This is a genomic window from Clostridium magnum DSM 2767 (genome assembly GCF_001623875.1).
In the GTDB taxonomy this organism is placed as follows: domain Bacteria; phylum Bacillota; class Clostridia; order Clostridiales; family Clostridiaceae; genus Clostridium_AM; species Clostridium_AM magnum.
Window position 1 is genome coordinate 1227095 of sequence record NZ_LWAE01000001.1, and the last position, 23341, is coordinate 1250435.

The 23341-nt window shown below is 31.6% G+C and carries 24 protein-coding genes; 22 read left to right on the forward strand and 2 right to left on the reverse strand.

Features of this window, described 5'->3' with window-relative positions:
• The first annotated feature begins 110 nt into the window (after positions 1-110).
• Positions 111-2438, forward strand: coding sequence for an AAA family ATPase (locus CLMAG_RS05850; RefSeq protein WP_066619272.1), 2328 nt, complete (start codon positions 111-113; stop codon positions 2436-2438).
• Between the two features lie 104 nt (positions 2439-2542).
• Here the strand turns inward: CLMAG_RS05850 and ychF are convergent, their stop codons facing one another.
• Positions 2543-3640, reverse strand: a complete 1098-nt coding sequence (gene ychF / locus CLMAG_RS05855; protein ID WP_066619274.1) for a redox-regulated ATPase YchF — start codon at positions 3638-3640, stop codon at positions 2543-2545.
• Between the two features lie 165 nt (positions 3641-3805).
• Positions 3806-3952: a hypothetical protein gene (locus CLMAG_RS32280; protein WP_161486936.1), complete on the reverse strand. Its 147-nt coding sequence runs from the start codon at positions 3950-3952 to the stop codon at positions 3806-3808.
• Positions 3953-4450: 498 nt separating this feature from the next.
• On the opposite strand from CLMAG_RS32280, the gene mraZ reads away from it, so the two are divergent.
• The 21 genes from mraZ to CLMAG_RS05960 all read left to right on the forward strand — a co-directional run bounded on the left by mraZ (position 4451) and on the right by CLMAG_RS05960 (position 23176).
• Positions 4451-4879 carry a division/cell wall cluster transcriptional repressor MraZ gene (gene mraZ / locus CLMAG_RS05860; protein ID WP_066619275.1) on the forward strand — a complete coding sequence of 143 codons (429 nt, stop codon included), beginning with the start codon at positions 4451-4453 and terminating at the stop codon, positions 4877-4879.
• 186 nt (positions 4880-5065) lie between these two features.
• Positions 5066-5995 carry a 16S rRNA (cytosine(1402)-N(4))-methyltransferase RsmH gene (gene rsmH / locus CLMAG_RS05865; protein WP_066619278.1) on the forward strand — a complete coding sequence of 310 codons (930 nt, stop codon included), beginning with the start codon at positions 5066-5068 and terminating at the stop codon, positions 5993-5995.
• 18 nt (positions 5996-6013) lie between these two features.
• Positions 6014-6517 carry a septum formation initiator family protein gene (locus tag CLMAG_RS05870; RefSeq protein ID WP_242872935.1) on the forward strand — a complete coding sequence of 168 codons (504 nt, stop codon included), beginning with the start codon at positions 6014-6016 and terminating at the stop codon, positions 6515-6517.
• A gap of 105 nt (positions 6518-6622) precedes the next feature.
• A complete protein-coding gene (locus CLMAG_RS05875) occupies positions 6623-8812 on the forward strand; it encodes a stage V sporulation protein D (RefSeq protein WP_066619284.1) in 2190 nt (729 codons plus the stop codon).
• Positions 8813-8892: 80 nt separating this feature from the next.
• A complete protein-coding gene (locus tag CLMAG_RS05880; protein ID WP_066619285.1) occupies positions 8893-10338 on the forward strand; it encodes a UDP-N-acetylmuramoyl-L-alanyl-D-glutamate--2,6-diaminopimelate ligase in 1446 nt (481 codons plus the stop codon).
• An 18-nt stretch (positions 10339-10356) separates the two neighbouring features.
• Entirely contained in the window at positions 10357-11757 is a 1401-nt protein-coding gene (locus tag CLMAG_RS05885; RefSeq protein ID WP_066619293.1) for a UDP-N-acetylmuramoyl-tripeptide--D-alanyl-D-alanine ligase, read from the forward strand.
• 41 nt (positions 11758-11798) lie between these two features.
• Positions 11799-12758 carry a phospho-N-acetylmuramoyl-pentapeptide-transferase gene (gene mraY / locus CLMAG_RS05890; protein WP_066619296.1) on the forward strand — a complete coding sequence of 320 codons (960 nt, stop codon included), beginning with the start codon at positions 11799-11801 and terminating at the stop codon, positions 12756-12758.
• Positions 12759-12805: 47 nt separating this feature from the next.
• Positions 12806-13918, forward strand: coding sequence for a stage V sporulation protein E (gene spoVE / locus CLMAG_RS05895; protein WP_066619299.1), 1113 nt, complete (start codon positions 12806-12808; stop codon positions 13916-13918).
• Between the two features lie 154 nt (positions 13919-14072).
• Positions 14073-14840, forward strand: coding sequence for a cell division protein FtsQ/DivIB (locus CLMAG_RS05900; RefSeq protein ID WP_066619301.1), 768 nt, complete (start codon positions 14073-14075; stop codon positions 14838-14840).
• Positions 14841-14853: 13 nt separating this feature from the next.
• Positions 14854-15570, forward strand: a complete 717-nt coding sequence (locus tag CLMAG_RS05905; RefSeq protein WP_066619303.1) for a DUF881 domain-containing protein — start codon at positions 14854-14856, stop codon at positions 15568-15570.
• A gap of 63 nt (positions 15571-15633) precedes the next feature.
• Positions 15634-15975 carry a small basic family protein gene (locus tag CLMAG_RS05910; RefSeq protein ID WP_066619307.1) on the forward strand — a complete coding sequence of 114 codons (342 nt, stop codon included), beginning with the start codon at positions 15634-15636 and terminating at the stop codon, positions 15973-15975.
• 10 nt (positions 15976-15985) lie between these two features.
• Positions 15986-16696, forward strand: coding sequence for a DUF881 domain-containing protein (locus CLMAG_RS05915; protein ID WP_066619310.1), 711 nt, complete (start codon positions 15986-15988; stop codon positions 16694-16696).
• Between the two features lie 303 nt (positions 16697-16999).
• Positions 17000-17692, forward strand: coding sequence for a YggS family pyridoxal phosphate-dependent enzyme (locus tag CLMAG_RS05920; RefSeq protein WP_073393112.1), 693 nt, complete (start codon positions 17000-17002; stop codon positions 17690-17692).
• 12 nt (positions 17693-17704) lie between these two features.
• Positions 17705-18160, forward strand: a complete 456-nt coding sequence (locus tag CLMAG_RS05925) for a cell division protein SepF (RefSeq protein WP_066619316.1) — start codon at positions 17705-17707, stop codon at positions 18158-18160.
• A gap of 14 nt (positions 18161-18174) precedes the next feature.
• The gene (locus CLMAG_RS05930; RefSeq protein ID WP_066619319.1) at positions 18175-18438 is read left to right on the forward strand and encodes a YggT family protein; all 264 of its coding nucleotides are present in this window, start codon (positions 18175-18177) and stop codon (positions 18436-18438) included.
• Between the two features lie 9 nt (positions 18439-18447).
• Positions 18448-19218: a YlmH family RNA-binding protein gene (locus CLMAG_RS05935; protein WP_066619323.1), complete on the forward strand. Its 771-nt coding sequence runs from the start codon at positions 18448-18450 to the stop codon at positions 19216-19218.
• Between the two features lie 15 nt (positions 19219-19233).
• Positions 19234-19893, forward strand: coding sequence for a DivIVA domain-containing protein (locus CLMAG_RS05940; protein ID WP_066619326.1), 660 nt, complete (start codon positions 19234-19236; stop codon positions 19891-19893).
• Between the two features lie 385 nt (positions 19894-20278).
• Complete coding sequence (locus CLMAG_RS05945; RefSeq protein ID WP_066619329.1) at positions 20279-20971, forward strand: 5'-methylthioadenosine/adenosylhomocysteine nucleosidase; 693 nt, start codon at positions 20279-20281, stop codon at positions 20969-20971.
• Positions 20972-21089: 118 nt separating this feature from the next.
• Entirely contained in the window at positions 21090-21704 is a 615-nt protein-coding gene (locus tag CLMAG_RS05950; protein WP_066620410.1) for a TraR/DksA C4-type zinc finger protein, read from the forward strand.
• A gap of 109 nt (positions 21705-21813) precedes the next feature.
• A complete protein-coding gene (gene lspA, locus CLMAG_RS05955; protein ID WP_066619332.1) occupies positions 21814-22269 on the forward strand; it encodes a signal peptidase II in 456 nt (151 codons plus the stop codon).
• A complete protein-coding gene (locus CLMAG_RS05960; protein ID WP_066619338.1) occupies positions 22259-23176 on the forward strand; it encodes an RluA family pseudouridine synthase in 918 nt (305 codons plus the stop codon). The genes lspA and CLMAG_RS05960 overlap by 11 nt, the downstream gene beginning before the upstream one ends.
• The last annotated feature ends 165 nt before the right edge of the window (positions 23177-23341 follow it).

Below are 23341 nucleotides of genomic sequence, written 5' to 3' on the forward strand. Positions count from 1 at the left end.
TAAGTAAAGTTATTAAAAAGATCAAGTTCACCCTTTATTTTTTTGTTTTTTGTGCCTAAATCTCTTTTTTAAGAATATTATTATAGTAAGCGGTGAAAGGGGGATGAGATATGAATAGAGAATTGACGCCACAAGAAATAATCTATGATTTTAAGGTTACTAACTTTAATCAGAGAGAAGATATTGATAGTATGCCTGAATATGATCAGGTATATGAAAAAATAAAAACAGCTTTAGAGATAGAGAAAGAGGGATATAATGTTTATCTTATAGATGATTTTTCAAAGGATAAGTTAGATAAGATCACTGAATTTGTAAGAAAAAAACTTGAAGCTAAAGATAAGCCTCAAGATATATGTTATGTGGTGGATAATGATGAAAAGTGCCCCAAACCTTTATTTTTACCAGGAGGTAAAGGTGTAGAGCTTAAGAGAACCCTTGAAAATATACAAAAATTATATGCAGAGCGAACCTATGAGTTCTATAACAGTTCCTCAAATAAGGAAAAAGAAGAAATAGTTGAAAGTCTTCAGAAAAAAAGAAGCAATTTAATAAATAAACTTGTAAAAATGGCAGAAGATGATGGATTTACAATGAAAGCTACACAAAATGGATTCACTTTCATTCCTCTTAAAGAAGAGGGCGAATTAATGAATGAGAACGATTATGATGATTTAAAATGTGATGAAAAAGAAAATATATTAAATAAAGTTGGTAATTTAAAAATTAATGCTCAGGACTTGTTAGAGGAGTTAAAGAAGATGGAACTATCAGAAATTGAAAAAATAAAAAAGCTGATGGTACAATATTACAATAAAGAATCAAAAGAACTAAGAAATCAGTTTTTAATGGATTTTGAAGAAGATCCTGAGACTTTAGAATTTCTAAAGAATGTATGTGACAATATTGAAAAACAGGTAATGGAAATATACTCAATAAATTATGAAGATGATGAAGAGTATATAAGTGAAATAATTTATAAGTATGTTGTCAATGTCTTAGTTGATAATAGCGAAAATGATACACCACCTGTAATATTTGAAGAGGATCCCAATATCAATAGTTTACTTGGAAGTATGGAATATGAGAACAAGAATGGGGTGTATACAACAGATGTAAGCTTAATTAAAGGGGGATCATTTTTAAAAGCTAATGGAGGTTGTTTAATATTAAGGGTCAGCAGTCTTTTAACTAATTCATCAGCCTATTATTATTTCAAAAAGTCCCTTATTAGTGGAAAAGTAGACTTAGATTACAACAGAGGATATCTAGAACTTTTATCACTTAGTGGATTGAAACCAGAACCTGTGAAGTTTGATGCAAAGATTATACTAATAGGTGATTATCATACCTATGATTTACTTTATAGCTATGATGAGGATTTTAAAAAAATATTTAAAATAAGAGCTGAGTATAAATCAACATTAGATATCAATAAAGAAACAAAGCAATCTTTTTTAGGAAAGCTCTCCAGTATTTGCAGTGACAATGGAGTCCAATCTCTTACAGACGATGCTGTAAAAGAGTTAGCAAAATTTCTATCAAGAAAAGCGGAAGATAAAAATAAATTATATATTGATGAGTATGAGTTAGAAAGAGTTTTAATGCTCTCAAATAATAGGGTGCAAAGGGAAAATAGAAAATTTATAGAAGGTCAGGATATAATAGATACTGCTTACTATGAGGAATTGATAGAAAAGGAAATAGATGAAAGTTACAGGGAAAATAGAATATTTATTAATGTAAAAGATAAGCTTATAGGTCAGGTGAATGGACTATCAGTTATAGATACTGGATACTTCAGTTTTGGAAAGCCGATAAGAATAACTTGTTCCTGCTATAAAGGAAATGGAAATATAATAGATGTACAGAAGGAAAGTGATTTAAGTGGTAAAATTCATAATAAAGCTATAAATACTCTAAGAGGATTTATGAACACATTACTTGGAGGATATGAGAGACTTCCTGTGGATTTCCACTTGAGCTTTGAACAATTATATGGAAAGATAGATGGAGATAGTGCCTCTGTAGCAGAAATTATTTCGATGATGTCCTCTTTGAGCAAAATAGGTGTAAAACAGAATATAGCAGTTACCGGTTCTATAAATCAGTTTGGAGAAGTACAGCCAATTGGTGGTGTGAACGAGAAGATAGAAGGGTTCTTTAAGATATGTAAGTTAGTAGATACAATAAAAGATAAGGGTGTACTAATTCCTGAATCAAATGTAAATAGTCTGGTGCTAAATCAGGAAGTTGAAGAGGAGATTACAAAAGGAAATTTTCATATATACTCTATGTCTCATATTAAAGATGCAGTGGAGATTCTAATGGGAGAGAATGAATTAGGTTATAGTTATGTTATGGATGAGATATTAAAAGAATCAAAAAAATACGCAGATAAAAGTGAAAGTAAAAGAGGTGGAAAAACAAGTAAATAGCATAAAGGTTAGCTTGAACTCGCCTGTTTATAAGCATCTTTCTGATAATGTTAATAATTTAAAGCTATCTCTAAGACCTATACCAAGAGATAGCTTTAAAAGATTTACACGTTAAATCTAAAGTTTACTATATCGCCGTCCTGCATAACGTATTCTTTTCCCTCAAGTCTGTAGTAGCCTTTTTCTTTAGCTGCTGCTTCTGAGCCTACTTCTACTAATTTGTCATAAGAAATGGTTTCAGCTCGGATAAATCCTTTTTCAATATCTGAATGAATTTTTCCAGCAGCTTGAGGTGCTTTTGTACCAATTCTTATAGTCCAAGCTCTTGCTTCTTGAGGTCCAACAGTTAGAAAACTCATAAGACCTAAAAGCTTATAGCTTGCATGAATTAACTTATCAAGGCCAGATTCCTCAAGTCCATATTCTTCAAGCATTTCTTTTTTCTCTTCTTCATCTAAAGTAGAGAGTTCTTCTTCGATTTTAGCAGAAATAACTACTACACCAGACTTTTCATTAGCTGCGAATTCCTTAACTTTTTTTACATAATCATTTTCTAGATTGCCGCTTACTAAGTCGTCCTCAGAAATATTTGCTGCATATAATACTGGCTTTGTTGTAAGTAGAAAGAATCCATTAACAATAACTGTTTCTTCTTCAGTTAAGTCTAAAGTTCTTACTGGCTTTCCTTCTTCAAGGTGATTTTTAATTCTTATCATTAAATCATATTCAGCTTTTGCTTCCTTATTGCCACTTCTTGCAAGCTTGACAACCTTTTCTATTCTTCTGTCCATAACCTCTATATCTGAGAATATAAGTTCAAGAGTTATAGTTTCAATATCACGAATAGGGTCGATAGTAGCATCTACGTGAACTATATTAGGGTCATCAAAGCATCTTACTACATGAACTATTGACTCAACTTCTCTTATGTGTGATAAGAATTTGTTTCCTAGTCCTTCTCCTTTGCTTGCACCTCTAACTAATCCTGCTATATCATAGAACTCAATAGCTGTAGGTATTTTCTTTTTTGAACCATATATTTGTTGAAGGACATCTAATCTTTTATCCGGAACACTAACTACTCCAACATTTGGTTCTATTGTACAGAAGGGATAGTTAGCTGATTCAGCTCCTGCTTGCGTTATAGCGTTAAATAAAGTACTTTTACCTACATTAGGTAATCCTACAATTCCTAATTTCATTTATGTACATTCCTTTCATAATAACTTATATTTTCAAATTAAATCTATTAAATTATACTCTACAAAGCTAGCCATTTCAAGAAAAGCAGGAGATTTTATATATAAACAATTTTAGGCTAGCTCATGGCAAAGTACCTTAGAGCTAGCTTAAGATTGCTAATAGTATTATTTACGACCTAAATACATTCCAACCATGATACCTCGGATAAAGCTAATTCCTATAATTCCGGCAATACACATTTTTTCACAGTTATTTAAACAATTCATATGATGACGCTTAAACATGTACTTCATAGTTTTATGTCTCATCATTTTAAATCATCCTTTCCTATCTTAGTTATATATAATATGTAGCGTTAGTATGAAAATTTTGTCTGTTAGAAATTTTCATTCATGATTAGTGTTAAAAATTTAATATATTTTTATTAATAAAAGTTAAGGATATAGTGGTTATGGTTGGAGTATAATCCATAAAAATACCTACATTAAAATTAGGCTTCTTACTTACATGTCTATGTAATTTTTACTAAGAAAAAACAGTCGTATTTAGGAGAGTTAAAGTTAATTTAAATAGGACAAATTACAGAATATGAATAAATTTTACACTATTTGAGATAAATAGAACAACATAGCTGCTACATCCTAAAAGTATATCAGTCGATAAAGCTGGAAAAAACAATTTTAATAGACTTAAAAAAAATATTAAAAAAGCTTTTTAAAAAGAGGAAATTTTATGTTATTATAGAATAAGTAATCTTAGTGGTTAAAAGTGGGGTAAAGTGGAGTGAAATAACAAAATAGGGGGACAATATGTTTATTGGGGAGTATGAACATGCCTTAGATAGCAAAAATAGAATAATTGTTCCTTCGAAATTCAGAGAAGAGTTGGGAAATAAATTTATCCTCACAAAAGGTTTAGATGGTTGTTTATATGCATACCCCTTAAATGAGTGGCAATCGCTAGAAGAGAAATTAAAGAAACTCCCTTTAACTAATAAAAATGCAAGAGCTTTTGTAAGATTCTTCTTTTCAGGAGCTAATGAAATGGAATTGGATAAGCAATCTAGGACTTTAATTCCACAAAGTCTTTTAGAATATGCTGCGATAAAAAAGGAAATAGTAAGTATAGGTGTATCAAATAGAGTGGAGATATGGAGTAAAGAGAACTGGGAAGAGTATAACAATTCAAATATAGATTTTGATGATATAGCGGAACAGATGAGTGAACTTGGAATATAAGAAAAATTGGAATAAAGAGCAATGAATAGAGCACACATACTGATTATAGATTAGGAAACGAAGAAGTGTGGTAGAAATATAAGAAAAATTGGAGTAATAAGAAAATGAATGGAGTACACGTATTGATAATAAATTAGGAAACAAGAAGTATGATAGAAAGATAAGAAAAATTGGAGGAAGTAAGATATGGAGTTTAAACATGTATCAGTTTTATTAGGTGAGTGTATAGAAGCATTGAATATAAAGGAAGATGGAATATATGTAGACTGTACCCTTGGAGGCGGGGGCCATTCCTATGAGATAGCTAAAAGGTTATCTAATAATGGAAGACTAATAGGAATTGATCAAGACACAGCTGCCTTGAGTGCAGCAAAGGAAAGATTAAAAGAATTTAATAATGTAACTTATGTCCATAATAATTTTTATAATATAGATTCAATATTAAAGGATTTAAATATAGATAAAGTAGATGGAATATTAATGGATCTAGGAGTATCATCATATCAACTAGATGAAGCTGAAAGAGGATTTAGTTATATGAAGGATGCGCCACTGGATATGAGAATGAATAGAGAAAGCGATCTTTCAGCCTATGATGTAGTTAATACTTATAGTGAAGAGCAGCTTTTTAAAATAATAAAAGAATATGGTGAAGACAATTTTGCTAAAAGGATAGCTAAATTTATAGTAGAAAGAAGGGGGAATGAAGGTATAAAAACTACTGGAGAACTTGTAGATATAGTAAGAGCTGCTATACCAGCAAGGTTTCAAAAAGATGGTCATCCAGCAAAAAGGACTTTTCAGGCTATAAGAATAGAGGTCAACAAAGAACTTGAAATACTAAATAAAGCAGTAGAAGATAGTGTAAACCATCTCAATTCTGCAGGAAGAATAGCAATTATAACATTTCATTCATTAGAAGATAGAAAAATAAAAGTGAAATTTAAGGAATTAGAAAATCCATGTAAGTGTCCATCAGATTTTCCAATTTGCGTATGTGAGAAAAAACCTACAATTAAAATTGTAAGTAGAAAGCCAATAGAGCCCTCTGAGGAGGAAAGAGAAAACAATTCAAGAAGTAGAAGTGCAAAGCTTAGGGTAGCTGAGAAAATTTAGTTCTAAAAATTGTGTGGGGTGAATAAAGTGATAGTGGTAAATGAAAATAGTGTTATACGCGGTAATACTGTTCTTAAACCTAATTATAATCCTTATGAAGATGACCAATTACAAAGAGAAGAGGAAAGAGAAAGAAAACTAAAACAGAATAAACAAAGAAACAGAAGAGTAAAAAGTAAGGTTAAAGTTATGAGAAATATTATTTTTACATTTATTACGGGACTTACACTTGTGGGAAGATATTGTATTATATATGACATGCAAAGAGAGTTAAATTCAGTAAGATCCAGTATAAGTGTAATAAATAAGGAAAATGAAAATTTGAAAGTTGAACTAGTTAAATATAATAATTTGCAAATGATAGAAGAAACCGCGATAAATAAACTTAAGATGATAAAGCCTGATAAAAGTGGGGCAATATACACAAACTTAAGTAAAGAAGTTATACAATCTAGAGAACAGAAAAAGGAAATAGAAGCACAACAGAACATTTGGAATAGATTAAGAAAAATACTATTTTAGATAAAAAAGTCTCATAAGGATTTGGATATACTATAGGATGAAGTAGAAATTAACTTGCTTTAATTATATTGATATTTACAGTAATGTTTAACGGAGGTAAACAGGTTGGCTAAAAAGGAATACAGGGATACAGTTATCATTAGAAAAAGAATGATAGTTATTTTCAGTTTTCTTTTCCTTACGTTTTGCGTACTATTTAGCAGGATGTTTTACATAATGGTATACCAATCCCCAAAATTAAAATCCTTGGCAATTGATCAGTGGACAAGCGAAGTAAAAATTGATGCCAAAAGAGGAAGAATCCTTGATAGAAATGGACATGAATTGGCTGTTAGTGCAAATGTGTATAGAGTAGATTTGGACATGAATACTCTAAGAGATACAATGAAAGAAAAGAATTTATCACTAGATCAAGTGGCGGAAAAGCTTGCTGGAGCTTTATCAATGGATAAGGCAGAAGTATCAAAAACTTTAAGTAAAACACTGCCAGGAGGACTTCCAATTGGATCTGCTACATTAAAAAGAAGAATTGAAAAGGATGCAGCAGATAAAATTAGAGATTTAAATTTAAATGGAGTCTTAGTATCGGCGGATACTAAAAGATATTATCCTAATGATAATTTTTTGGCACATGTACTTGGGCATACTAACTCAGATGGAAATGGACTTACGGGAGTAGAGCTTTACTATAATAAGGAGTTATCAGGTACTCCAGGTGTTAGAATAGCAGAAACTGATAGAAAGAGTAAAGATCTGCCATACACCATATCAGAATACTCAAAGCCTGTAGACGGAAGAGATGTAATTCTAACTATAGATGAAATGATTCAGCATTTTGCTGAAAAGGCGGCAGACCAAGCTTTAAAGGATAATAAAGCAAAAGCAGTTTCAATAATTGCTATGGACCCTACAAATGGCGAAATACTTGCGATGGTAAATAAACCGGACTATAACCCAAATGATCCTTGGATAAAAGGAGTATCCTACGAGGAGCTTCAAAAGAGTTGGAGAAATAGAACTGTAAGTGATACCTTTGAACCAGGATCTATATTTAAGGTAATAACAGCAACAGCGGCTCTTGAAGAAGGGGTTGTTTCCGAAAGTGATAAGTTTATATGCACAGGAAGTTTTACAATAGGAAATAAGATAATTCACTGCTGGAAAACTTCAGGACATGGAGAACAAAATTTTATAGAAATACTAAAGAATTCATGTAATGCGGGTTTTGCTGCAGTTGGAAAGAAAGTAGGTAAGGAAAATCTATATAAATATATAAAAAAGTTTGGTTTGGGTGAAAAGACAGGAATAGATTTACCAGGAGAAGCAAAGGGGATTATTAAGAAACCAGAAAATATAAGTGAGATTGATTTAGCTACTATATCCTTTGGTCAAGCTAATACTGTGTCAGGAATTCAGTTTTTAACAGCCTTCAATGCGATAGCTAATGGGGGATCTCTAATAAAACCTCATGTTATGAAAGAAATAGCTCATTATGATGAAAGTAAAAATGTTGAGATAACAGATCAGAAATTTGATATATCGGTCAATAATATTAAAAAGGTATTAGATTCAGATAAATTAGCACAATTAAGAGGATATTTGGAAAAGGTTGTTTCTGAAGGTGGAGGTAAAAAGGCATTTATAGAAGGCTATCATATAGCCGGAAAAACAGGAACAGCACAAAAGGCAGGAGTTGGAGGATATCAACAAGGAAAGTATGTAGCATCTTTTGTAGGTATGGCACCAGCTAATGACCCAAAAGTAACTCTTTTTGTATCAATAGATGAACCGGATCCATCTAACTACTATGCTGGTCAAATATCTGCTCCAGTGGCGCAACAGGTCTTTAATGATGTTTTCAATTATCTGGCTATGAAAAGCGATGCCAGCAGCAGTGATATAGCTAGAAGCATGCTTAAAGATGTGGTTGTGCCAGATGTAAGAGGTATGAAAAAGGCTGATGCGGAAAAGGTATTAAAGGAGCAACACTTGGAGGCAGAATCAGATGCTAATGGTGAGTATATTGTAGATATGAATCCCAAACCAGGGTATACCGTTAAAGAAGGAAGTAAAATTGTACTTTACACAGGTACTACACCAACTTATAATAAAGTAGTGGCTGTTCCAGATGTTACTGGATTAAGCCCTGAAAGAGCAGTAGCAGTATTTAATAGTGTAGGGCTAAAAGCGGAATTTGACGGGAACGGAATGATATCTGATCAAAGTGTCGAAGTAGGAAAAGAAGTAGAAAAAGGTACGGTTATAACCCTTCACACAGAAGAAATAGGAGACTAAATTTTAGGCATGCAATACATATAGAAGAATTCTATATGTGCTGCATGCTAATGCTATGTTAAAGTAAAGGAGTTGAGTTTATGAAACTAAAAGAAATCATGAAGCAAATAGACTATACAATTATTAAAGGAAATGATGATTTAGAGATAAGGGAAATACAGTATGACTCAAGGGAAGTTAAGAAGGGCGATTTGTTTGTTTGTATAGAAGGATATAATACAGATGGTCATAAATATATAGATAGTGCAGTTAAGAATGGAGCTTCTGTTGTTATCTGTGGTAAGGATATTGAAAACCTTCCAGAGTGTACTGTGATAAAAGTTGAAGATAGCAGAAAAGTATTGGCGTTGGCTTCAGCTAATTACTATAACAGACCGGCAGATAAGCTTAAGGTTATAGGGATAACAGGCACCAATGGAAAAACTACCTCTACGTTTATGATGAAATCAATATTGGAAACAGCAGGCTATAAGGTAGGGCTTGTTGGAACTATAGCAAATTATATTGGGGATAAAAAAATACCATCTCACAGAACTACACCGGAATCCTTAGAATTGCAAAAGCTATTTAAAGAGATGGTTGATGCTGGTGTGGAGTATTGTGTAATGGAGGTATCCTCTCACTCTTTATATCTTCATAGAGCTTATGGGGTTAAGTTTTCTCAGGCAATATTTACAAACTTAACAAGAGATCACTTGGATTTTCATAAAACTTTTGAAAACTACTATGATGCAAAGCTTATGTTATTTAAAAATACATTAAACTCAATTGTAAATATAGATGATGAATATGGAGAAAAAGTCTATAGTGATGCATTAGGAAGCAAAATTTCTTACTCAATAGATAAAACTTCTGATTTAAAGGGAAGTGACTTACATATGCATTCTAGAGGTGTTGATTTTAATATAACATATGATAATCAGACTGAGCATATAAATTTAAATATACCAGGTAAATATAATGTAATGAATGCACTAGGAAGTGCAGGGGCATGTTTAAAAGAAGGGATATCTCTTAAAGTGGTAAAACAAGGATTAGAGAACATGCTTTGTGTACCAGGAAGGTGTGAAATAGTAACAAAAGATTATAATTTAGGCTATGAAGTTATAGTTGATTATGCACATACTCCAGATGGATTAGAAAACATATTGAAAACTGCTAGAGAATTTACAAAAGGAAGACTAATAAGTGTATTTGGATGTGGAGGAGACAGGGATAATACGAAGAGACCTATTATGGGTAAGATAGGCACAGAATTAAGTGATTTAGCTGTAATTACATCAGATAATCCTAGAACTGAAGACCCAATGTCAATAATAAATGAAATAATTACAGGAGTAGAAAAAGATAATTATACGATGGTAGAGAACAGAAGAGAAGCTATTAAAAAAGCAATGGAAATGGCTAAAAAAGATGATATTATAGTTGTAGCAGGAAAAGGCCATGAAGATTACCAAGTTTTAAAGGATAAAACAATACATTTTGATGAAAGAGAAATTATTGCTGAAATAGTTAAAGAGTTATAGGAAGGAGGTTGTTTTTAGTTGGAACACATGACACTGGATGAAATAGTTAAGGCAGTACAAGGGGAAATTGTAATTCCAGGTAAGTTTACTGGATTTAATTTAGTAAGCACTGATACTAGAAAGATAGAAAAAGGTAATATTTTTATTGCACTTAAAGGTGAAAAGTTCGATGCAAATGATTATATAGAGGAAGCCAGTAGTAAGGGAGCAGCAATATGTATTGTTGATCAAATTAAATATAATTCAGAAGAGATTCAAAAAGATACTACTATTATTAAAGTTGAAGATACAGGGAAGGCGTTATTAGATTTAGCAGAATTCTATAGAAGCAAGCTAAATTTAAAAGTAGTTGCCATTACTGGGTCTACAGGAAAAACATCCACTAAAGATTTAGTAGCGGCTGCTCTTAGTTCCAAATATAAGGTTTTTAAGACAGAGGGAAATTTTAATAATCAGATAGGACTTCCTTTAATGATTTTTAAACTAGATAATAATTATGATATTGCTGTTTTAGAAATGGGAATGAATAATTTAGATGAAATTCATTCCATGGCAAAGGCAGCAAGGCCAGATATTGCTTTAATCACAAATGTAGGAACAGCTCATATAGGAATGCTTGGAAGCAGAGAAAATATATTAAAAGCAAAGCTTGAAATAACAGATTTTTTTGATCATAAAAGTATATTGGTGATAAATACAGATAATGATCTACTTTCTACGGTTAAAACTGATAAATTCAAAATTGTTAAAACAGCTGTTGATAATGATGTGGAATTTAAGGCTGAGGACATAGAACTAGGAGAGGCTTCTGTGGATTTTACTTTGAGAGAGAATGGGCATAACACTGGAGAAAAATTTCATGCAGATGTTCCAGGAAAACATACTATATATAATTCACTATTAGCTATAGCTTGTGGTAAGGTTCTAGGTATTGAGAATAAAGATATAATTCAAGGATTAAAGAACTTACAAACTACAGCAATGAGATTAGACATAATTAAAGGAAGTAAGTTCAATATAATTGATGACTGCTATAATGCAAATACTGAGTCTATGAGAGCGGCTATAGAGGTTCTTAAAAATATAAACTCTAATAGAAGAGTTGTAGTACTTGGAACTATGGGGGAACAAGGCAAAATAGCTTTTGAGGCACATAGAGCTGTAGGAAAGTATGCTGCAGAAAATGGAGTAGACTTGTTAATAACACTAGGCGAATTTAATAATGCATACGAAGAAGGCTTTAAGCTTGGTTTAACTAATAAATTCAAAAGTGAATTTAAGGCTTTCGATGACTACGATAAAGCAGTGGATTATCTTTTAAATGAATATCTAAAATCTGGTGATACAGTTTTAGTAAAGGCATCAAGGGCTGAAAAGTTCGAAAAAATAGTAGATAAACTAAAGAAGAATAACGGATAAGGGGAGGTGAAGACGCTCTAATCTTAGAGCGATAACGTATAATGGATAGATTAATTTATTCAGTGTTAGTTGCATTTTTAATATCGATTTTAGAGGGACCAGTCATAATACCTTTGTTACACAAACTAAAATTTGGCCAAAGTATAAGAGAAGAAGGACCTAAAAGTCACCAAAAGAAAGCAGGAACCCCTACAATGGGAGGAATAATATTTATAATTTCATCATTTATAACTATGCTGCTTATAGTTAAAAAACCTGGTGATGAAGCTATGGTTGCACTATATGCTTTTGTAGCTTTTGGGATAATAGGTGCATTAGATGATGGTTTGAAAATTATTCGAAAGAAAAATTTAGGTCTTAGAGCTTATCAAAAAATGATACTCCTTTTAGTTGTATCAGGTAGTTTTGCATATTATGCTGCTCATAATCCTTATATAGGTACATCTATAATATTACCTTTTGCGCATAAGACTTGGGATTTAGGTGTATTTTATATTCCATTTATAATAATTTATTTTGCTGCAACAACTAATGCAGTTAACTTAACTGATGGGCTTGATGGTTTGGCTACATCTGTAACACTACTAGTTATGACCTTCTTTGCTTTAGTAAGCTTTGCTACAGGACATTATACTTTAGCAATATTTTGTGCAGTAGTTGCAGGTGCACTTTTAGGATTTTTAAGATATAATGCTTTCCCAGCGCAGGTATTCATGGGAGATACAGGATCTTTAGCTTTAGGTGGAGCAATTGCTGCTATAGCTATGATATTAAAAATGCCGTTGTTGGTTATAATAGTAGGTGGAATTTATGTAATGGAAACATTATCTGTTATACTTCAGGTAGCATCCTTTAAGCTTACTGGAAAGAGAATATTCAAGATGAGTCCATTACACCATCATTTTGAGTTATCTGGCTGGCATGAGACAAAAGTAGTTTCTATATTTTGCATTGTTACAGTTATTTTGTGCTTAGTGGCATTCTTGTCATTATTAGTTTAGGCTTAGGTTGCTAGCTTGATAGGAGTAATCAGGTAGGAGGAATAAAGATGAGTAAACCTGGCAATAAAATGGGGCCCATTGATTTTATGCTTTTTTCAACTATAATGCTTCTAGTAGCTATTGGAGTTGTTATGGTTTATAGTGCCAGTTCTTATAGTGCATTTTTTAATCCTGCATTTAAAAATGATAGTATGTATTTTTTAAAAAAGCAAGGATTAGTAGCCTTGGTAGGAATAGGGGCCATGTTTCTTGCTATAAGAACTGATTATCATAAGATAAAAAAATATACAAAAATAATTATGATAGGGGCAATAATACTTCTATCAGCGGTGTTTGCTTTCCCACCAGTAAACGGGGCTAGAAGGTGGATTAATCTTGGTCCAGCTTCATTGCAACCTTCAGAAATCGCTAAATATATCGTAGTATTATATATGGCTAAAAGTATTGAAAAGAAAGGTGAAAAGATTAAGAGCTTAAGTCACGGAGTTGTACCATACCTTTTAGTTTCTGGTTTCTATGCAGGAATGGTATTTCTAGAAAAGAATTTAAGTATTGCCGCGGTAATAATGATAGTTACACTTATCGTACTTTATGTGGCAGGAGCTAAAACTTCTCATATGCTTGGATTAATTGGGTTGGTAGGATTAGCAGGGGTAGCAGGTATACTGTTTGAGCCTTATAGAATGGCTAGGTTTACTAGTTTCTTGGACCCTTGGGCAGATCCAAAAGGTAAGGGATATCAGCTAATTCAGTCTTTATTAGCCTTAGGATCTGGTGGGATATGGGGTATGGGACTAGGCGAGTCAAGGCAGAAATGTTACTACATACCAGAACCTCATAATGATTTTATATTTTCAATAATTGGAGAAGAGTTGGGGCTTATTGGTTGTACCTTTATTGTTATATTGTTTATTATTTTTATATGGCGAGGAATTGTTACAGCGGTAAGGGCAAAGGACACTTATGGAACTCTTTTAGCTACGGGCATTACATCCGTAGTAGCGGTGCAAGCCATAATAAATATAGCAGTTGTTACAGGTTCTATGCCAGTAACAGGAGTACCATTGCCGTTTATAAGTTATGGAGGGTCATCACTGGTGTTTAATCTAATCGCCATGGGTGTACTTCTAAATATATCAAGGCAAAATGAATATAGTTAATTCTTAATATAGCATTGCGTTAAGCAATGCTATAATTTATATTCGGAAAAGATAAATTATATATAAATTTAATGAATAATTTAATGAAATTAATTCTATGAAGTGTTATTATATATATATCTTAATACAGTGAACTAAGGCAGGTTGGTGTAATATGGGTAAAACTACAAGTAAAACAGATAATGAATTGATTTTAAGAAGACGAAGAAAAAAGAAACTGCAAAAGACACTTTTGTTGTTTACGCTTATGATATCACTATGTGCAATACTTTGTCTGAAGCTTCCATATTTTAATATAAAAACAATTCAGGTTCTTGGAAATAAAAATATTTCACAAAGTAATATTATTTCGCTTTCTAAAATAAGTACTGGCAATAATATATTTTATATTGATTTAAAAGACAGTGAAAATAATATTTTAAGCAATCCATATATATATAGTGCTGAAATTATAAGAAAACTGCCATCCACTGTACAAATAAGTGTAAAAGAGAGGGAAGCGGTATTTTATAATGTAAAAGATAATATGAACCTTGTAATTGATAAAAATGCTATTGTACTGCAGCAGAGAGAGGATATACGCGGCATGAAGTTAATAAAATTAGATGGACTTGATTATAATAAGGTGGAACTTGGAAAAATAATTAACGATGCAGATAGTAGAAGAGTAGATGTAGTAAAAGCTTTAGGTGATATTATTGAAAGCAATAAAATTTTAGGTATAACGTCTATTGATGTAAGTAGTTCAGTAGATATAAAAATATATTATGGTAATATCTTGATAAAAATTGGTAATGAAGATGATATAGATAAGAAAATGAATAAGGCCCTAAATATGATTGAAAGAAAAGAGATAAAAGGGGCTAAAGGATATATTGATGTAAGTTTTGAGGGTAATCCTGTATTCTTTATACAAAATTAGGAGGATGTATTAGATGCGTAGAGTTAAATCGCAAGTTGGTGTTGCTGTGGTATGTGCAATATTAGGATTTATGGTTGCATATCAATTTAAAGTTCTTATGAAACAAGATAAGGCACTACTAAATACTAATAATAAAAATAGTACTGATGTAACTGTTGAGATAGAACAATATAAGAAACAAAAACAAGAATTAGAAACTAAAGTTGATGATCTTCAGAATCAAGTTAAAAATTACGAAAAGGCAGCAGCGGGAAAAAGTGATGCTACAAAAAATATGCTAAAGGAACTTGAAGACACTAGAATTCTTACTGGAACTACTGATGTAAGCGGACAAGGCATAACCATTTATCTTACACCAGATAGTAAAATTTTTGGAAATAATATAGAGGATCACATAACAGATAAGCATTTGGTTTATCTTGTAAATGAATTAAGATTTGCTGGAGCGGAGGCTATATCTATAAATGATATAAGAGTAGTTTCAAGAACGGGAATAAGAAATGCAGGTAATTATATATTAATAAATGATGAAAAAATTTCTCCTTCAAGAAGAATTGTAATACAGGCAATAGGAGATAAAAATTTGTTATATAGCGCGATGAGTTTTCCAGAAGTTTTTTCTGATTTTAAAGGTTTGAGTGATGTGAAATTTGAGAAGACTGATAATATTAAAATAAATAAGTATAATAAAACTTATAAATTTGAGTATGCTAAGCCAGTTAAAGAATAGGTTAGTAGGTATAATATATTATTTTTTATAATTATAATTGACTATAAGGGAGTGTTGTCTAGGATGGTTGGTTTTTTGGGGCTTATAATAGGAGTTATAATTGGTATTGTTTGGAATGTAAATATTCCAGATCAATTTTCTCCATACATGTCCGTAGCGATATTAGCTTGTTTAGATTCTGTATTCGGAGCAATAAAAGGAAGTCTTGCTAAGAATTTTCAGCCAGATATATTCATATCAGGATTTTTTGGAAACGCAGTATTAGCTGCGGGGCTTGCTTATTTAGGAGATAAGCTAGGGGTGCCTATATACCTAGCAGCAGTTATAGTTTTTGGAGGAAGAGTATTTGATAACTTCGCAATAATAAGAAGGTTATTAATAGAGAAAGCTAGATCTCGTCAATGAGGTGGAATAAATGAAAAATAACGAAGCTAACACTTTTGTATTCATAGCTTCTATAATTATAGGTATACTAATATCAATGAATATTAGTTTCTCTAGAAGTAGTGAAATGGTATTTTTGAGTACGAAGCAGTATCACGATGCATACAATTATAAAAATAAATTATATAATGATATTGTTGGACTTGTAGAACAATACGATAAATATTCTTCTAAACTTGAAAAGTATAAAAGTAATGAACAAAGTCAGGAGCAAGTTACAGAAGGAATAGAAGAAGAATTGAGAGAAAATGAAATAATAATTGGAAAAACTCCAGTGGAAGGTCAAGGAATAAAGATAAAATTAAATGATGCTAGCATAGAAGATGTTGAAGATACTTTTGACTATCAGTTAAGACTTGTCCATAATACTGATATAATACAGGTATTAAATGACTTGAGAAATGCTGGAGCAGAAGCAATTTCAATAAATGGTCTAAGGATAGTGGAAAGTTCAGAAGTGTACTGCAGTGGACCCTTCCTAAGAGTAAATGGTGTAAAAATAGCAGCAGAATTTAGTATTGACGCCATTGGAAATAAGGAAGTTCTATATAACTATATGATGTCAAATGAAAATTACTTAAAAACCTTGATGATTAGAAAATTAAATGTAAAAGTTGAGCAATCAGATAAAATACGAATTTCAGCTTATACAGATCAGCCAAAACTAAGCTTTATGAAGTGAAAACTTGAATCAGATGGAGTTTCAAACTCCACCTGATTCTTAGTTGAACGAATCCAGGGACGCAGCCGCTCTTTACTCCCACTTTGAAGAAGATGGGAGTATTAGAGCGGGTAGTCATCGGATAAAGTCAAAATAGCAGTATATTGCAATTTATTCCAATAAGTATATTTATTATATTTAAATTAATTAAAAAATTAATTAATTTTGAAGGAATTTTAAATTTTATGAAGAATAGTATTAATAGTTAGATGGTAAATTGGAAAATTAGAAGAATTGTATAGTTAATTAACTATCTAAAATTCAATTTGGCATAAAAAGGAGACGATAAAGTTGTCAGTTGAAGAAAATATAAATAGAATTAAAAACAACATTTCTGAGGATGTTACTTTAATTGCAGTTTCGAAAACCAAACCTGTTGAAGTAATAGAGGAAGCATATGGTATTGGAATTAGGGATTTTGGTGAAAATAAAGTTCAAGAACTTGTAGATAAGTATGATAAGCTACCAAAAGATATAAGATGGCATTTAATAGGTCACCTTCAGAGAAATAAAGTTAAATATATAGTTGGAAAGGTACATCTTATTCATTCTCTAGATAGTATAAAACTTTTAGATGAAATAGAAAAGCAGTATAAAGCTAGTGATGCAACAGCCTATGCACTAATCCAGATAAATATAGGCAAAGAAGAAAGTAAAACAGGAATTTATCTGGAGAACTTAGAAGAATTACTACAAGCTTGTGAAGCATGCAATCATGTGAAAATAAGGGGTCTTATGGCAATCGTTCCTCAAGGAAGCAAAGAAAGCTGTAAAGAATATTTTAAACAAATGAAAAATATATTTAACGACATAAAGAAAAGAAAATTTAATAACATAGTCATGGAAGTATTGTCTATGGGTATGACAGAGGATTATGAAGAGGCAGTTGAAGAAGGCTCAAATATGGTAAGAGTAGGTTCAGGTATATTTGGAAAAAGAAATTATAATAATAAATAGGAGGTAAATATTATGGCTGGTAAAGTGATAAACAAAATGATGGGATTTTTAGGTTTAGAGGATGATCTAGAAGAGATAGAAGAGGAAAAGGCTGAGAAAAAAGCAGTTAATGATATTGCAGAAGTGGAACCTATTATGTCAAACAATAAAAGACAGAACAAAGTAGTAAGTATACATACTACTATTTCTGCAAAGGTTAAAATTGTTAAACCTACTAGTTATGAAGAAGCTGCAGATATCTGTGATGAACTTAAAAATAGAAAAATTGTAGTTATAAATACAACTAGTTTAGAACCAAGAACGGCTCAAAGACTTTTAGATTTTATGGGAGGCGCAAGTTATGCCTTAGGTGGAGATTTAGAAGAAGTAGAAAGAGGCGTATATATACTATCACCAGCAACTGTAGAGGTAAGTAATGACTTGAAAAGTGAGTTATCTGGTAAAGGTCTTTTTAGCTGGAATAAATAATTACGGAGGGTAAGATGATAGATACTTTAAGAGTTGCAATATCCTTGCTGTTTAGGTTTCTTGAGGGAGCCATATTCATAGAAGTTATTTTATCCTGGGTTATGCCAGGGAGAAGTAATGTATTTTTAGATTTTTTAAGAATATTTACAGAACCTTTTATGGCACCAGGAAGAAAAATTCAGGAGAAACTTATGCCCCGTCTTATGATTGATTTCTCACCTATAATTGCTTTATTCATACTTGATATTTTGAGAGCAATTGTATTTAGTATTATATAAAGAAATACTATGGATAAGAAAACTTTTCTAAATAAGTTTAACTCAGTAGACAGCAGCATAGTTTCTAGTATTTATGATAAAATAATTTTAGCAAAAAAAACAAATAGAACTATTTTTACAGGAGAATTTTATACACCTAATATATGGAAAATCACGGAGGATATTTCTGGAGAACTGGGAATTGGAGTACATACAAACGGTATTTTTCAGGATGCTGAAAGAAAAATTATAGCATTTTCTTATGATGAGGTGTGGGATTATCCAATAAGTTTAATTAGGATTACATGCAAGGATAAGTTCAATAAGCTTAAGCATAAAGATTATTTAGGATCAGTAATGTCTCTAGGAATAAAAAGAGAAAAGTTTGGAGATTTGATTTTAAAGAATGATGAGTGTTATTTAGCTGTACAGGTTGAACTAGATGATTATATTAGAATGAATTTGAAAAGCGTAAGTAGATGTACTTGTGCTGTAAGTATTTTAGATACAAACATAACTGAAATTCCTGTATATGATTTTCAAACAAATATTGTGAATGTTTCCTCTCTGAGAATTGATTGTGTTGTTAGTGGTTTATGTAACACATCAAGAGGTAAAGCAGAAGAATTAATTAGACAAGGCAAAGTCCTTGTAGATTATTCTGAGGCTTCAAGAAAAGATAAGATGCTCAAAAGTGATTGTATAGTAACTGTAAGAGGATACGGAAAATTTAAAATTATAGAAGAGGCAGGATGGACAGGAAGTGGAAGGATAAAGCTTGTTGTAAAAAAATTTATTTGATACGAGGTGTTCACAATGAAGATAACATCTATGGAAATAACTAACAAGGAATTTAAAAAAGTTCTTAGAGGATATAATGTAGATGAGGTTGATGAATTTTTAGATAAAGTAGCTGAAACCTATGAAGCACTTTATAAAGAAAATTCATCTTTAAAAGAAAAGATTTTTAATTTTGAAGAAAAAGTTGCTCATTACAATAAGATGGAAAATACCATACAAAACACTTTGCTTTTAGCTCAAAATGCATCTGACCAGGCAAGAGAAAATGCTAAAAAGGAAAGTGAGTTAATTCTAAAGAACGCTAATGATACAGCACAAAAGATAATAGATAAAGCTCATAGTGATGTAATACATATTAATGATGAATTTGAAAGAATGAAACAGGAGTTTAGCAAATTTAGAACTAAATTTAGAAGCTTTATGGAGTCACAACTTGAAATGTTCGATGATATGGAAAAGGAATTTGTAAAGAATTATAATATAGGATATGAAGTAAGTGAAAATATTAATAAAGCAAACCAAATAAGTGGAAAAGAAATAGAACTAGTGTCTGCAGAATACTCAAGCAATGAAGAGCAAAAGAAAACTGAAAACTCAGGCTCTCAGATGAAAGAAGAATTAGCTATTAACGTAGATGAATTAGAAGAAATTAAAAATTTCTTTGTAAATGATTAAGAAAAAATCCCACTCAAATGAGTGAGATTTTTTTGTTGAGTGAGAAGTTGACATTTATTCCTCATTTATGTATGCTATTAATCATGGTAAAAAAATAGTAACATAACATTTAATTTAATTAAAGAAGTTGATAAATCCAAGATGAAGTGTAAACTTGAATCGGACGGGGTTTCGTCTACGACCCTTGGCTTTGCCCGTTAAATGCCATTTAGGCATTTAACCACCCACCTGATTCTTAGTTGAACGAATCCAGGGGCGTATCCGCTCGCAACGTACACTTTGGAGAAGGTGGGAGTATTAGAGCGGGTAGTCATCGGATAAATTAGAAATTACGAAGGAAAGGTTCCTTCAACGTTAAAAAGATATGTTACGAGGAGGTAATAAAATGATAATCGGAATTATTGGAGCTATGGATGAAGAATTAGAAATTTTACTAAAGGAAATGAAGCTTGAAAGAATAGAGGTAAAGGCAAATATGCGTTTTAATCTTGGAAAGCTTTATGGCAAGGATCTAGTAGTTGTAAGAAGTGGTATAGGAAAGGTAAATGCTGCTGTTTGTGCTCAAATTTTAATAGATGATTTTGCTGTAGATAAAGTTATCAACGTAGGGATAGCTGGCGGTATAGGCAAAGATGTGTATCCAGGAGATGTGGTTGTTGCTAATAACCTAGTTCAGCATGATATGGATACTACTGGTTTTGGATATGAGGTTGGACAAATACCGAGACTAGAGACATATGATTTCAAGTGTGATAAAGAACTAGTGGACAAAGCTAAGAATGCCTGTGATAACATCAAAGAACAAAAAAGTTTCGTAGGAAGAATAGTAACTGGAGATCAATTTATTTGTAATACAGAAAAAATAAAATGGTTAAATGAAAAGTTCGAAGCACTTGCATGTGAAATGGAAGGCGGAAGTATTGCACAGGTTTGTTATTTGAATAATATACCTTTCGTTGTAATAAGATCTATATCAGATAACGCAAATAATGGAGCTCATATGGATTATGAAAAATTTGCTCCAATAGCAATAAAAAACTCTACAGAGATATTAAAGAGTATGCTTACCAATATTTAAGTCAATTCAAAACTAAAGAAAAAGGTTCCATAATTGCAGAATAAATAAAAAAAATCTAGTTAAAATAAGAATAAGCATGAAATAATATGTAAGACTAGAGGAAGGGGTTTCTGTGGTTATGGATAAAGAAAGATTAGAGTACTTTAGAAAAAAGCTAAATAAAGAGAAAGATAGAGTATATGGATTATTGCATCAGATGGAGGAGAATGAAACAATTAATTCTAATTCATCAATGTCTAGAGAGTTATCTGCCTATGATAATCATCCCTCTGATACTGCAACAGAGTTGTTCGACAAGGAAAGAGGTTTAGCTTTCAAAGGAAATGAAATGACTATAGTAAAGAAAATAGAAGATGCCTTGGTTAGTATTGATGATGGCACTTATGGTAAGTGTAAAATGTGTGGAATAGATATAAAGCCAGAGAGACTGGAGTTTATTCCCTATGCCCAGTTCTGTACTGAGTGCCAAAAAGAAGTATTTGATATAAGGCCTGAAGAAAAGAACAATAGACCTATAGAAGAAGATGTTCTTGGATATCCTTTTGGATATGGATATAATGATTATAGTTATGATGATCAGTTAGGATTTGATGCGGAGGATAGTTATCAAGCTGTTGATAGATTCAATAGGTTACAAAATCAGCCGGAATGGTATACTGATCAGGATGAGGATTATGTAGATCCTATAGAAAGAATAAGTAATGGTCAATATATTAATCAATTACCTGACTAAAAAATAGGGAATTGAGATTTGTTAGATGATTTTCAGTTGTTGTATGAAAATCATCTTTGATTTTCAATTTCCTCTTTGAAATTTTTAATTTAATAGTGGGGGAATGTATGTGGAGATTTTAATAATAGTTTTAGGATTATTTTTCGATAGAATTACAAAAATATGGGCACTAAATACTTTAATTAAGGTGCCAGAGATAGTTTTGATAAAGGATTTCTTTAGCTTTTCATACCTTGAAAATAGGGGAGCAGCTTTTGGAATATTTCAAAATAAGGTATTATTTTTGTCATTAATAACTTTTATTATAATGTTAGCAATAGTTTACTATTTAATTAAGTACAAACCTAATTCAAAACTATTAAGAATAAGCTTAGCACTTATATTAAGTGGCGCTATAGGAAATTTAATAGATAGAGTAGGATATAAGTATGTAGTTGATTTTATTATGATTCACTACAAAGATGAATACTATTTTCCTACTTTTAATGTTGCGGATATGTTAGTTGTAATAGGCACAGCACTACTTGCAATTTATTTAATGAAGGAAGAAAACTATGGAAAATAAAGAATTTATAGTCGATGAAGATTTAAAAAACTTAAGGTTAGATGTATTTCTGTCAAGATATTTTGAGGATAAGTCTAGATCCTATCTTCAAAATTTAATAGAAGAAGGAAATGTAAAGGTTAATGAAAAATTAAAAAAAAGTAACTATAAATTAAAGTCAGGAGAAAAAGTGAGTATCCTAATACCAGAGCCTGTTGGTCTCAATGTGGAACCGGAAGATATACCCTTAGATATAGTTTATGAAGATAATGATGTAATTGTAGTAAATAAGTCTCAAGGAATGGTTGTTCATCCAGCGGCAGGGATTTATAATGGAACCTTAGTAAATGCTCTTTTAAGTCATTGCAAGGATTTGTCCGGTATAAATGGTGTGGCAAGACCAGGAATAGTTCATAGAATAGATAAAGATACCAGTGGAGTACTTGTAATAGCTAAGAATGATAATGCGCATAATAAATTAGCAGAGCAATTTAAAGATCATTCTATGACAAGATCTTACTTAGCCCTAGTAGAAGGAGTATTAAAAAAGGATGAAGGTACAATTGATGCACCCCTTGGGAGACATCCTATTGAAAGGATAAAGATTGCAGTTATTAAGGATGGTAGAAGAGCAGTTACTCATTATAAAGTATTGGAGAGATTCAACAATAATACATTAGTAGAATGTGTGTTAGAAACAGGAAGGACACATCAAATAAGGGTGCATATGTCTCATATTGGTCATCCACTAGTAGGAGATCCAGTGTATGGACATAAAAAACAAAGGTTTAATTTAAAGGGTCAGATGCTCCATGCTAAAAAACTAGGGTTTATACACCCTTCTACAGGAGGATATATGGAGTTTCAGTCTGATTTACCAGAATATTTTACAAAAGTTATAGGTATTCTAAAAAATGAGTTGAAATAAAAAAAAGTTTATGATATACTATGCAAGAGAATTTATAAAAGATTAAACGACAATATTCTACAAATATTTTATAATTGAATATCCTTTAAGTGATCCAGTGAGGTCATAAGGCGATGAATCAGACTTTATGTAGGCTTAATGCGCCCATACTCACTGAGTATGGGC